General features: G+C 70.6%; 8 protein-coding genes. 6 read left to right on the forward strand and 2 right to left on the reverse strand.

From position 1 onward, the window contains the following. Window positions 1-34 precede the first annotated feature (34 nt). The 4 genes from D7V93_RS25510 to D7V93_RS25525 all read left to right on the forward strand — a co-directional run bounded on the left by D7V93_RS25510 (window position 35) and on the right by D7V93_RS25525 (window position 8659). Entirely contained in the window at window positions 35-1894 is a 1860-nt protein-coding gene (locus tag D7V93_RS25510) for a hypothetical protein (RefSeq protein ID WP_147451315.1), read from the forward strand. A 248-nt stretch (window positions 1895-2142) separates the two neighbouring features. Then, window positions 2143-3399, forward strand: coding sequence for an efflux RND transporter periplasmic adaptor subunit (locus D7V93_RS25515; protein WP_120645877.1), 1257 nt, complete (start codon window positions 2143-2145; stop codon window positions 3397-3399). Between the two features lie 45 nt (window positions 3400-3444). Next, window positions 3445-6630 carry an efflux RND transporter permease subunit gene (locus tag D7V93_RS25520; protein WP_120645878.1) on the forward strand — a complete coding sequence of 1062 codons (3186 nt, stop codon included), beginning with the start codon at window positions 3445-3447 and terminating at the stop codon, window positions 6628-6630. A gap of 70 nt (window positions 6631-6700) precedes the next feature. After that, window positions 6701-8659: a 4-alpha-glucanotransferase gene (locus D7V93_RS25525; RefSeq protein WP_208723148.1), complete on the forward strand. Its 1959-nt coding sequence runs from the start codon at window positions 6701-6703 to the stop codon at window positions 8657-8659. A 1-nt stretch (window position 8660) separates the two neighbouring features. Here D7V93_RS25525 and D7V93_RS25530 read toward each other — a convergent pair whose 3' ends face one another. Next, window positions 8661-9839, reverse strand: a complete 1179-nt coding sequence (locus D7V93_RS25530) for a putative glycolipid-binding domain-containing protein (RefSeq protein ID WP_341870963.1) — start codon at window positions 9837-9839, stop codon at window positions 8661-8663. A 52-nt stretch (window positions 9840-9891) separates the two neighbouring features. Between D7V93_RS25530 and D7V93_RS25535 the strand changes: the two genes are divergently transcribed. Beyond that, complete coding sequence (locus tag D7V93_RS25535; protein ID WP_120645879.1) at window positions 9892-10809, forward strand: AraC family transcriptional regulator; 918 nt, start codon at window positions 9892-9894, stop codon at window positions 10807-10809. A 91-nt stretch (window positions 10810-10900) separates the two neighbouring features. After that, on the forward strand, window positions 10901-11308 hold the full coding sequence (locus D7V93_RS25540; protein ID WP_120645880.1) for a hypothetical protein: 408 nt from the start codon (window positions 10901-10903) through the stop codon (window positions 11306-11308). A gap of 13 nt (window positions 11309-11321) precedes the next feature. On the opposite strand, the gene D7V93_RS25545 is transcribed toward D7V93_RS25540, so the two are convergent. Beyond that, the gene (locus tag D7V93_RS25545) at window positions 11322-11993 is read right to left on the reverse strand and encodes an AMIN-like domain-containing (lipo)protein (protein ID WP_120645881.1); all 672 of its coding nucleotides are present in this window, start codon (window positions 11991-11993) and stop codon (window positions 11322-11324) included. Window positions 11994-12146 lie beyond the last annotated feature (153 nt).

Consider the following 12146-nt stretch of genomic DNA (forward strand, 5'->3'; position numbering starts at 1 on the left):
GTCGTCGCGGTTCCCCGTCGTGGAAGGAGCATCCATGAAGCCTGACCTGTCTTCGCTGTGGAAGCATTCCCGGAGCATGCGCTGGCGCCTGCCGTTCGCGCTGCTGGCGTCGTCCCTCGCGGTGGGCTGTGGCCAGCCCGCCCCCGAAGCCTCGGAGCCCTCCACGCCCGTGGCGGACCCGGCCGCCACGTTGGACGCGGAGCTGGCCTCGGCGAACAATGATCCGGACGAGGCGCCCGCGCGTCCCGTGGTCGAGTCGCTGTTCGCCATCCCGCAGGGCGCGATGAGCAAGGCCACGGCGGCGGTGTTCGAGCTGAAGCTGGACGCGCAGCGCGAGCAGAACGAGCAGTTCCGCGGCAAGACGCTGGCGATGCTGGACGGAACCCAGCAGCTGCTCTTCCGCGACGACGGCCAGAACGGCGACGCGGTGGCCGGAGACCTGCTCTTCACCACCAGCGGCACCTTCGACTTCGTGACGCTCCAGGCGGATCAGCAGCGCATCCGGGACACGCAGGCCAGCTCCCAGGAGCCGCTCACGACCGCGGTGTTCGAAGGCCGCGAACTGGTGCGCACCGTCCCGGTGACGGCGCTGAACAGCAGCGTCTTCCAGGTCGGTCAGCGCGTGCCCATCCGGCCCATTGGTCTGGCGACGCTGGTGGACCCGGCGCGCTCGCTCATCATCCGGGCGCCGTCCGTCGTGAATGATCCGACGCGCACCTGGGACCCGTGCACCAACGCGGGCAACCCCACGGGCAAGTGGACGTTCAACTACCTGATGACGGAGATGGCCAACCAGCCCTTCACGGGCGTGGCCCCCACCACCTTCGTGCGCGAGTGGCTGCGGCAGTGGGAGGCGCCGAAGACCATCAACACCTTCGTCAGCCCGGCGCGCCCGAACATCGTGCCGAAGCTCATCACCCCCTGGCCGAAGCTGACCACGGGTGAGCTGAACCTGGCGCGGTCGCCCTTCAAGCTCATCGCCATCGTGAACCGGCTGGACCTGGCCGGCGCGAACCCCGCGTACGGCACCGGCCGCGCGGGCGAGGGGCGCTTCATCTTCGCCGTCACCGAGGGCACCGGCGCGTCGTGCCACACGGCGCCCTTCCTGGTCATCCTGGAGTACGGGGTGGACAAGAACGACTGTCTGTCCATCAAGAGCTACGCGCAGCAGTGGCAGGCCCTGTCCGGGCTGGTGCTGGGCAGCCCCGCGTACAACGCGGCGCTGGAGGCCCTCACGGAGCAGTTCGCCAAGCGCGACCTGTCGCCGCGCAAGCCCAACCGCAGCTCCATCAACCAGGTGCGCACCAACGAGCTCTGGATTGGCTCGCCGTGGGAGCTGCGTGAGTTCCGCCTGTGGAACACGACCATCAACCCGAACTCGTTCGCCGCCCCCGGCCCCGTGCTGGCTCACCTCAACAGCCACACCGTGGCCCAGACGCCGGACCGCGCGACGAAGCCCGCCGTGTTCGCGCCCTATGTGAACGGCAACGTGCCCTCCATCGTCGCCGTGCCGCCCACGTACACCGTCCCGCTCGTGTGGGCCGCCAGTGCGTTCCGCGGCGGTCGCGCCATCATCCCGTCGCCCTTCGGCACGCCTCCCTTCTGGAGCCTGCCGCCCGCGTCCATCCCCAACCGTCAGGCCCGGCACGTCTTCTCGCTCAACACCTGTGACGGCTGCCACGGCGACGAGCTGGCCACGAGCTTCACCCACGTGAACCAGAACGGCGCGCTGTCGCCCTTCCTCAGCGGCCCGCTGTCCTTCCCGGACCGCGCGGACGGCGCGCCCATTCGCAACTTCAACGAGATACTGGCCCGCCAGACCTTCCTGGACCAGACGGCCAACCAGAGCTGCCTGTCCCTGACGTTCCTGAGCAGCAGCGCGGCGGTCCACTAAGCTTCTTCCGCCTGACATCCGCGGCCTCCGTTCCCAGCTTGGGGGCGGAGGCCGTTGGCGTTCTGGGCCCCCAGGTTCGTTCGTCCGCCCGCCTGCCCGCCGTGGGGACGGACGTTGGGTGTTGTCTGGACCCACCCAGAGCGCGTTGTCGACTTCCCCGGCCGGGGAGGCAGCACCACGTTTACCCGGCTCCGGAGGTGCCCCGGGTCTCACGAGGGGGAGCGCTTCAGGGGCGGGGGAGGCAGGCCGTGAGACGAGCCGAATCAACACCGGGACGTCGGGCCCCGCGCGCGGGGCTCCGGCTGGGGGCCCTGCTGGGGGTCGTCTGGCTGTCGGCCGCATGCGGGCAGCGCTCCGAGGACGCGGCGGCGCCCACGACGCCCACGGTGGTGTCGCTGGGCCCGGAGAACGCCGTGCGCGTGGAGCCCATGCACCTGGAGAGCGGTCCCGTCATCTCCGGTTCGTTGCAGGCGCGGCGGGTGGCGAGCGTGCGGGCCGAGGTGGGGGGCAGCATCCTGGACGTGAAGGCGGACCAGGGGCAGACGGTGAAGGAGGGCCAGCTCCTGGCGCTCGTGGAGGAGGGCACGCTGCGCGCGCAGGTGCTGGCGGCCAGCTCCACCGTGCGCGTGGCGCGCAATGCCTTGCAGGTGACGAAGGCGGACGAGCAGCGGCTCCAACAGCTCGTCAAACAGGGCGTCATCACCCGCCGCGAATTCGAACGCACGCAGCTGGCCCGGACGCAGGCGGAAGGGCAGCTCGCGGAGGCGCAGGCGCGGCTGAAGCTGGCGCAGGATCAGCTGGGCCGCACGCGCGTCACCGCGCCGTTCACGGGGGTGGTGAGCGAGCGGCAGGTGCACGCGGGCGACATCGTCCAGCCGGGCGCGCCGCTCTTCACGGTGGTGGACCCGGCCACGCTGCGGCTGGAGGCCTCCGTGCCCGCGGTGCAGCTGGACCAGGTGAAGGTGGGCACGCCGGTGGACTTCCGCGTCAACGGCTATGCCGGCCGCGAGTTCAAGGGAGAGGTGGCGCTCATCAACCCGGCGGTCGACCCGGCCACGGGCCAGGTGCGCATCTACGTGCGCATCCCCAACACCGAGCAGACGCTCCTGTCGGGCCTGTTCGCGGAAGGGCGCGTGGCGTCGCAGTCGAAGCAGGCGCTCGCGGTGCCGGTGGACGCGCTGGACACGCGGCAGGAGCCGCCCACCTTGCTGCGCATCACCGACGGCAAGGTGGAGCAGGTGGCGGTGACGCTCGGGTTGAGGGATGACGTGGCGCAGGTCGTGGAGGTGCGCTCCGGGTTGAAGGCCGGGGACGTGGTGCTCCTGGGCTCCGCGCGCGACCTGACGAACGGCACGCCGGTGAAGCTCACCGCGCCGCCCGAAGGACGCAAGAAGCCCGCGGCCTCTCAGGAGGCTCCCGGGGTGGGCGGCGCGGGCACCGCGTCCGGGACGCCCACGCCGCCAGGGGCCGCCGGCACGCCCACGCCTCCGAAGCAGAACCCCTAGGCGCGGCCGCGCGCTCCACCTCTTCAGGCAGTGCAGGAGTCGTCCGTGTTCATCTCCGACTTCGCCATCAAGCGCCCCATCATCACCGTCACGGCGATGGTGGCGCTCGTCGTGTTCGGCCTCGTCGCGCTCATCAACCTGGAGACGGACGAGTTCCCGGACGTGCAGCAGCCGGTCATCAACGTCACCATCGCGTACCCGGGCGCATCCCCCGACACGGTGGAGCGTGAGATCGTCGAGCCCATCGAGGACGCCATCTTCAGCATCTCCGGCGTGGACGGGAAGAAGACGACGTCCAGCTCCACGGACAGCCTGGCGAACTTCACCGTCTTCTTCGACTTCGAAAAGGACATCCAGGAGGCGTCGCAGGACATCCGGGACGCCATCTCCAGCAAGCGCGCGGACCTGCCGCCGGAGATGGAGGAGCCCATCCTCACGCGCTTCGACCCGGCGGACCAACCCATCGTGTCGTTGGTGCTCACGTCCACCGCGCTGGACGCGCCCGCGCTGACGCTCATCGCGGATCCCACGGTGGTGGGCGACCTGCGCTCGGTGCCCGGCGTGGCGCAGGCCACGGTGGTGGGCGGCGTGGAGCGGGAGATGACGGTGCAGGTACGGCCCGCGGCGCTCCAGGCGGCGGGCCTGTCGGTGGCGCAGGTGGTGGCGGCGCTCCAGGCGCAGAACCTGGCGGCGCCGGTGGGGCGGCTCAACTCCGAACTGCAGGAGCGCACCATCCGGCTCAAGGGCCGGCTGGAGACGCCGGAGGACTTCGCGCAGGTGCCCATCGCGGAGCGCAACGGGCGCACGCTGCGGCTGGGTGAAGTGGCGGACGTGTTCGCCGGCACCGAGGAGCCGCGCACGCTGTCGCTCTACAACGGCGCGCAGGCGGTGGGCATCGAGATCATCAAGTCCAAGGGCTACAGCACCACGGAGGTGGCGGACGGCGTGCGCGAGCGCGTCAAGGCGCTCCAGCAGCGGCTGCCCGCCAACGCGCGGCTGGAGATTGTCCGCGACGCGGGCACGCGCGTGGAGGACTCGGTGGTCAACGTGCAGGAGGCGCTGGTTGAAGGCGCGCTGCTCACGGTGCTGGTGGTGTTCCTGTTCCTCAACTCGTGGCGCTCGACGGTGATCACGGGCCTCGCGCTGCCGGTGAGCGTGCTGGCGTCGTTCGTGAGCGTGTGGGCGTTCGGCTTCACGCTCAACACGATGTCGCTGTTGGGGCTGACGCTGGCCATCGGCATCCTCATCGACGACGCCATCGTGGTGCGTGAGAACATCGTGCGGCACGTGGAGATGGGGAAGGACCACTACACGGCGGCGCGCGAGGGCACGAACGAGATTGGCCTCGCGGTGGCGGCCACGACGTTCTCCATCGTGGCGGTGTTCGTCCCGGTGGCGTTCATGTACGGGGTGGCGGGGCAGTGGTTCAAGCCGTTCGCGCTCACCATCGCCATCTCCGTGCTGGTGTCGCTGTTCGTCAGCTTCTCACTGGACCCGATGCTCAGCGCGTACTGGCCCGACCCGCAGGTGGAGAAGGGCGAGCGCCGGGGCTTCATCTCGCGGGGGCTCGCGCGCTTCAACCACTGGTTCGACCGGCAGGCGGACCGCTACAAGGGCGTCATCGCGTGGGCGCTGGACCACCGGCTCGCGATGGTGCTGCTGGCGGTGGGCTCGCTGGTGGGCGCGGTGGCCTTGCAGGGCTTCTTTGGCGGCGCGGGCTTCGTGCCGGTGAGCGACCGCGCGGAGATCGAGATGCTGGTGGAGACGCCCGCGGGCTCCAGCCTGGACTACACGCGGCGCAAGGTGGAGGAGGTGTCCCGCCTCACGCGCGCGCACCCGGAGGTCGCGTACACGTACACGACCATCGGCGTGCCGCTGCCCCTGCGCTCGCCGGGCGTGGATCAGGCGCTGGTGTACGTGCGGCTCAAGCCGAAGGGCGAGCGCGAGGCGAGCCAGGAGGTCCTGGGCAAGACGCTGCGCGACGAGCTGCGCGCGGTGGGTGGCGCGTCGGTGTCGGTGTTCACCAGCGGCTTCGGCGGGGCCATCAAGTCCATCCAGCTGGAACTGCGCGGGCCGGACTCGAAGGGGCTCAACCAGGTGGCCCAGCAGGTGATGAAGGAGGTGAAGCAGGTGCCGGGCGCGGTGGACGTGGGGCTGTCCACGCGCGGCGAGAAGCCGGAGCTGGTGGTGGAACTGAACCGGGGCGTCGCCGGGCAGCTCAACGTGACGGTGGGCATGGTGGCGCAGTCGCTGCGGCCGGCCTTCGCGGGGCTGGACTCCGGGGACTGGGTGGATCCGATTGGCGAGACGCGCGACGTGATGGTGCGGCTGGCGCCGCAGTTCCGCGAGAACCCCTCGGACCTGGCCCAGCTTCCGCTGGTGGTGGGCCAGGGCCCCACGGGCGCGCCGGTGGTGGTGCCGCTGGGCCAGGTGGCGATGGTGACGCAGACGGTTGGCCCGGCGCAGATCGACCACCTGAACCGCGAGAAGGTCATCAACGTGCAGGCGAACGTGGCAGGGCGGTCGCTGTCGGAGGTGATGGGCGACGTGCAGACGCGGCTGGCGGCCGTGAAGATGCCGCCGGGCTACGAGCTGTCCTCGGGCGGCGAGTCGGCGGATCAGGAGGAGGTGTTTGGCCGGGTGTTCCTGGCGCTGGGTGTGGCGGTGATGTTGATGTACCTCATCCTCGTCATCCAGTTCGGGTCGTTCCTGGATCCGCTGGCCATCCTGATGTCGCTGCCGCTGTCGCTCATCGGCGTGGTGCTGGCGCTGGTGATCACCGGCGACACGCTGAACATCATGAGCCTCATCGGCGTCATCCTGCTGATGGGCATCGTGGCGAAGAACGCCATCCTGCTCATCGACTTCGCCAAGTGGCAGCACGAGAAGGGCATGCCCTTGCGCGAAGCGCTCATCGAGGCGGGGCGCATCCGCTTGCGGCCCATCATCATGACGACCTTCGCGCTCATCGCCGGCATGGTGCCGGTGGCGCTGGGAAGCGGCGAGGGCGGTGACTTCCGGGCGCCGCTGGGCCGCGCGGTGATTGGTGGCGTCATCACGTCCACGTTCCTGACGCTGCTCGTGATTCCGACGGTGTATGAGATTCTTTCGGACGGTCGGACGTGGATGACCCGCAAGCTGCGCAAGGTGTTCAAGGGGAACACGCAGGGTCACGGTCCGGTGCACGGAGGTGGTGAGCCGCGCCCCGCGCCGCAGGCCCGCCAGGATTGATGCGGGGCGGACTCCCGCGTCACCCCAGGGAACGGTTGGCGCTCCGCGCCCGGGGCCATAGGGTCGGGGGGTGGAGCCTCCGTCCCCTCTGCCTGACTCGCACCGCGCGCTCGTCACCGAAGCCCTGGAGGCACTGGGCGTCACCCGCTGGGTCCTGAGCCTCCACGACCCCAGCTTCCCCGGCCTCCCCGGCGAGGACGTGGGCCGGGGCTCGCCGTACTCCGAGGGCGCCGCGCACTTCCTCGCCTTCGCTCGGGACCTGGGCTTCACCGGCATCCAATTGGGGCCGCAGGGGCAGACCACCGCGCACAACCCGTCGCCGTATGACGGCACGCTGTTCTCCCGGAACACGCTCAACGTGGCGCTCGCGCCGCTCACGGATCCGCACGGGCCCTGGGGCGCGCTGCTGTCCGCCGACACGCTGGCGCGGCTCGTGTCCGGGATGCCCGAGCGCGGGGGGCCGGATGCGCGCTACCACTGGGCCTGTCATTCGCAGTCCCAGGCGCTTCAGGAGGTCTGGGACACCTTCCGCCGGGAGCGCGCCCGCGCGGATGCGCCTGCGTCCATCGTGTCACTGGCCCGGCGCTTCGCGGCCTTCCGCGAGGAGCACAGGGCGTGGTTGGAGCCCGATGCGCTCTTCGATGTGCTCGGCGAACAGAAGCACACGCCGGACGACTGGCGCGCCTGGGCGGATTCGCTGGACGGCCGCCTCTTCGCGCCACGCCCCGGGGAAGAGGCCGGGGCGGAGGCCCGCATCCGGGAGCTGCTCACGCTCGAAGCCGAAGCGGTGGAGGAGTACGCCTTCCGCCAGCTCCTCGTGGCCGAGCAGCACGGCGTCCTGCGCGAGCGCGCGGCCGGGTGGGGCCTCAAGCTGTACGGCGACCTCCAGATTGGCTTCTCACCCCGGGACGCGTGGGCGCGGCAGGGGCTGTTCCTACGCGCGTACTTCATGGGTGCGCCGCCCAGCCGCACCAACCCGGAGGGCCAGCCCTGGAACTACCCGGTGCTGGACCCCGAGCAGTACGTGGCCCCGGATGGCAAGACGCCCGGCCCGGTGCTGCGCTTCATGGACGCGCGGCTGGGCAAAATGCTCTCCGAGTACGACGGGCTGCGCATCGACCACCCGCATGGGCTCGTGTGCCCGTGGGTGTACCGCGCGGGCTCGTTGGATCCGCTGCGCGCCGTGCAGGGCGGCGCGCGCCTCTTCTCCTCGCCGGACCTGCCGGACCACCCGGAGCTGTCCCGCTACGCGCTCGTCACGCCGGAGCAACTGGACCGCTCCCAGCCGCGTCACGGCGATGGCTGGGTGAAGTGGCTGACGCCCGAGCAGGTGCGGCGCTACGCGCTCCTCTTCGACACCGTGGTGCGCGCGGCCCGTGAGCGTGGCCGGGCGAGGGAGGACGTGCTGTGCGAGGTGCTGAGCACGCTGCCCTTCGAGCTGTCCCAGGTGATGGCCCGCGATGGACTGGGCCGCTTCCGCGTCACGCAGAAGGCGGACCTGAACAACCCGGCGGACGGGTACCGCAGCGAGAACGTGGCCCCCGAGGACTGGGTCATGGTGGGCAACCACGACACGAAGTCCCTCTGGCGCCTCGTCGGGGAATGGCAGTGGAGGCACATCCTGCGCGCCCAGGCGGACTACCTCGCGTGGCGGCTGCACCCCGAAGCGGAGGGGCGTGAAGCCTTCGCGCAGCAGCTCGCGCAGGACCCGGGGCTGCTCGCGCAGGCTAAGTTCGCGGACCTCTTCGCCAGCCGCGCGCGCAGCGTGATGGTGTTCTTCGCGGACCTGCTGGGCATGCCCGAGACGTACAACGCCCCGGGCTCCATTGACGCTCGCAACTGGTCGCTGCGCATCCCCCACGACTGGGCCCGTCAGTACGCGCAGCGCCTGCGTGCGGGCGCCGCCCTCAACCTGCCCCAGGTGCTGGCGCTGGCCCTGCGCGCGGGAGGTGCGGAAGCCCGCACGCGCCATGCGGACCTCCTCGTGCGCCTGGACCGCGCCGCGTCGCAGCTTCGGTGGGGCGCGTAGGTCAGGCGATGCGCCGCAAGTCGAATTGCGCCTGGAGCTTCCAGTGGCCGGCGCTGTCCTGCTCTTCGCCGCGCCAGGTGAAGCTGTCGGGCCGGATGTCGTGGAAGCTCCAGCGGATGGGCTGTCCCTGCACCTCGCCCAGCAGGATGATGGTGTCCCCCTCCCTCCGTCCCGCGAGCCGGTTGAGGGCGCCGGTGACGGGATTCACCCAGACAATGCGCCACAGTCCCGCGGCCGCGTCGAACGTGCGCACGGTGGTGCCGTACCGGTTCCCTGTCCCGGGCTGCGGCTGAGCGGAGCCCCGCGTGCGTCGCGACGGCACGATGAAGACATCCTGGAGGGCCCGGCCTTCCAGCACCCAGTGGAACCACCATTCGCCTTCGCTCTGGCGGACCGTCCCATCCGCCGCAGGGTCGTGGATGGCCCCGGCCCAGCCGCCCACCAACCAACCGAAGGTGGCCGCCGCATCGCCCAGCTCGCTCGAAGGTTCCGGGCTCACCAGGGCGTTCGTGAACGCTTCGGCGGGAGACTCCGGCGCGGCGGGGCCTTCCGCCACCTGACGCCACACCCCGGCGTATTCAACGGGCAGGCCGTCCGCGTCCACATCCAGCATCGCATTGAAGCCGCTGGAGAGGCTCTCGTAGCGGTAGCGCGCAGGACCCACGCGCGCATAGCCTTGTCGCGCGGGCGTGACGTCCAGCGAGGGGAAGCGCACCCACGCCGCTTGTATTTCCGCGGTGCAACCTTCGTCGAGCCGCAGCCGGTTGATGGGCAGCGCGTTGGTGGAGGGACTCAAGCCCAGGTCCACGTCCGTGCAGCCCTCCAGCTCCTGCGCCTCCATTCCATCCCGCCGCCAGTGCCCGCCGCCGTCATGCTCCAGGGTGAGGCTGCGGCGGACACCTCGCCACGTCTGCGTCACCATCACCCGGCGCGTCCGCCACGCGGCATCACACACGACCGAATACTCCACCCGCAGGGGCGAGCCCTGCTCCGCGACCAGAATCAACCCGGAGAGCTCCGTGCCCTCCTGGTCGCGCCTCACCCGGGCATGTTCGAACCCGAGCTCATCCATCACGCGCCGCCAGAGAACCTCACGCGTGACTGCCGTTGCTTCCCTCGTCATCATCGGACACCCCATCCGCCGGTTGAGGAGGGTGGGCGTGCAAAGGCCCGCCGCCATGCGTTCGCGTCCTCCCTCCACTCGCAGCATGGAAAGCCGGGCCGGGGAGGGCTTGGGGAATGTTGACCTGGTGAGCGCGCGCCGGCTGGCCTCCGGCCCGGGGTGGCGGGTGAGCGAGGTCGTCTGTCGCTCCGGCCCCCGGGACCCCGTGTTCGAGGAACAGCACACCTGGGTGTCCATCTCCGCCGTCCTGTCGGGACACTTCACCTACCGCTCGAAGCACGGGCGCGTGTTGCTGTCGCCCGGCGCGGTGCTGCTGGGCGAGCGCGGGGCCTCCTTCTGCTGTGGCCATGAGCACGGCGTGGGCGACCGGTGTGTCGCCTTCCACCTGGACCCCTCGCTCCTGGAGGAGGTGGCGGGGGACCTGTCGGGCGTGACGCGGACGGGCTTTCCCACGCATCGCCTTCCTCCGCTCCAGCACCTCGCGCCGCTGCTCGCGGACGTCCACGCGCTGACGCGAAAGCCGGACCCCCGGAGCGCGGAGGAGCTGACCCTGCGGATGGCGGGCGCGGCGTTGCGAGGGGTCCACGCGGGCTCCGCGCGCCCTGTCAGCGCGCGCGATGAGCGCCGCATGGTGGACGCGGTGCGCATGATGGAGGCCCGGCTGCTCGAACCCCTCTCGCTCGGCACGCTCGCGGAGGAGCTGGGGATGGGCCGCCACCACTTCCTCCGCACCTTCCGCAAGGTGGTGGGGGAGAGCCCCTACAGCTACGTGCTGGGACGCCGGCTCCTGCTCGCCGCCGAACGCCTGCGCACGGGCCGCGAGCGCATCGCGGACATCGCGTTCGCCTGCGGCTTCGGAGACCTGTCGGAGTTCATCCGCCGCTTCCGCGCCCGGTTCGGCGTCCCGCCTTCCACCTGGCGTGCCCGGGCGGTGCCCGGGTCCGGAACGACGGTTGTCATTGAGGACCCGATGTCAGGGGTCCAATGTCACTCGAAGGCCGAGGGACTTCACACTCTGAGAAGGTGAGGTCGCCTCGGATTGGAAGCCTCACATTGAAAATCCCGTTCTAAGTGTTATCCGGTCTAAGCAATTTTGGAGAGAGCAAGGCGAGGACCGCATGCAGAATCATCGTGAGTGGGTGTTCGGAGCGCATCGCGCGTACTTCGAGGAGCCGGACCTGTTGGTGATGAAGTTCAACGGGCCCGCGAAGCTGGAGGACTCGCGCAAGGTGTTGGAGATCTGCGAGGCGGTGGGGACGAAGCAGCCGGTGTTCCTCATCTCCGACGTGTCGAACTCGAGCATCGAGAAGGACGCGCGCGAGCTGCTGGTGCAGCAGGCGAAGGCGGAGTGGTTCCGCGGCCACGTCTACCTGGGCACGGGCCCGCTGCAGCGCGCGGGCGCCAAGGCGCTGATGCTGGCCCTGTACTTCACCGGCAAGTGGACGGTGGACGTGGACTTCGCGGAGACGGAGCGCACCGCGCGCGAGCTCATCGCGAAGAAGCGCGCGCAGCCGCCAAAGACGTAGTCGCCTTGGCGCCTCAGTGCTGGACGTCCAGCACGAGGCGCGTGGGCTCCCGCAGCTCCAGCACGCGGTACGGGGCACGCCGCGCGGTGCCCAGCACCCACGTCACCTCGCCCTCGAAGTCGCACAGGCGCTCCAGCTCCAGCACGGACGGCAGCGCGGGCTTGAGCGTGCGCTGCGCCACCGTGGGCTTTCCCTCGTCGGTGTGCGCCTGCGCCAGGGTGAAGCGCACCTGCAGCGCGGCCTTCCCCGGGGGCGTCACGTCGTTCCCGGAGCCGCAGTCCTGCACCGGCGTCTTCACGTACGCCAGGTGGTAGCCCGGCAGGCGAGGGCCCTCGAACTCGAACACGGTGCGGTCGTAGCCCTCGTGCGTGCCGGTGCGCACCGAGCGCAGCGTGATGGAGGGCGGCTCGCCGCGCTTCTTCTCCACCACCTCCGTGGTCCACGCGGGTTCGGCGCCAGGTGTGCTGCTGCTGGTTGCATCCGGCCGGACGCCCGCGTCCACGGTGGCCAGCACGCGGTGGACCGGCGGCGTGGCGGCCGCGACCCCCTCCCGGGGCACGGTGTTCGTCGGCGGAGACGCGGCCGGGACTTCCATGGGCACGGTCGGCGGCTCCGGCTTCTCACAGCCCGCGCCCAGCAGCCCGCCCGCCAGTCCCAGCACGCACAGCCCCTGTCGCAGACGCATCCCGTTCCTCCGGTCTTCCTGTTGAACCCCGTCCTGCGGAGACTTCCGAGTCCTCGCACACCGTGCGCGCCACGACCATGGACAATGTGCCGGTCCGCGCGCTCCCGGACAGGCGCCGGAAGCCCGGTGGAGCCCGCCGGGCCGTCCCCCCAC

Origin of the sequence: Corallococcus llansteffanensis (genome assembly GCF_003612055.1) — a bacterium.
Lineage (GTDB): Bacteria > Myxococcota > Myxococcia > Myxococcales > Myxococcaceae > Corallococcus > Corallococcus llansteffanensis.

Excerpts from the sequence above, each read along its gene's own strand:
- D7V93_RS25510 (WP_147451315.1), top strand. The coding sequence starts at position 35 with ATGAAGCCTGACCTGTCTTCGCTGTGGAAGCATTCCCGGAGCATGCGC.
- D7V93_RS25530 (WP_341870963.1), bottom strand. The coding sequence starts at position 9,839 with ATGGCGGCGGGCCTTTGCACGCCCACCCTCCTCAACCGGCGGATGGGG.
- D7V93_RS25540 (WP_120645880.1), top strand. The coding sequence starts at position 10,901 with ATGCAGAATCATCGTGAGTGGGTGTTCGGAGCGCATCGCGCGTACTTC.
- D7V93_RS25545 (WP_120645881.1), bottom strand. The coding sequence starts at position 11,993 with ATGCGTCTGCGACAGGGGCTGTGCGTGCTGGGACTGGCGGGCGGGCTG.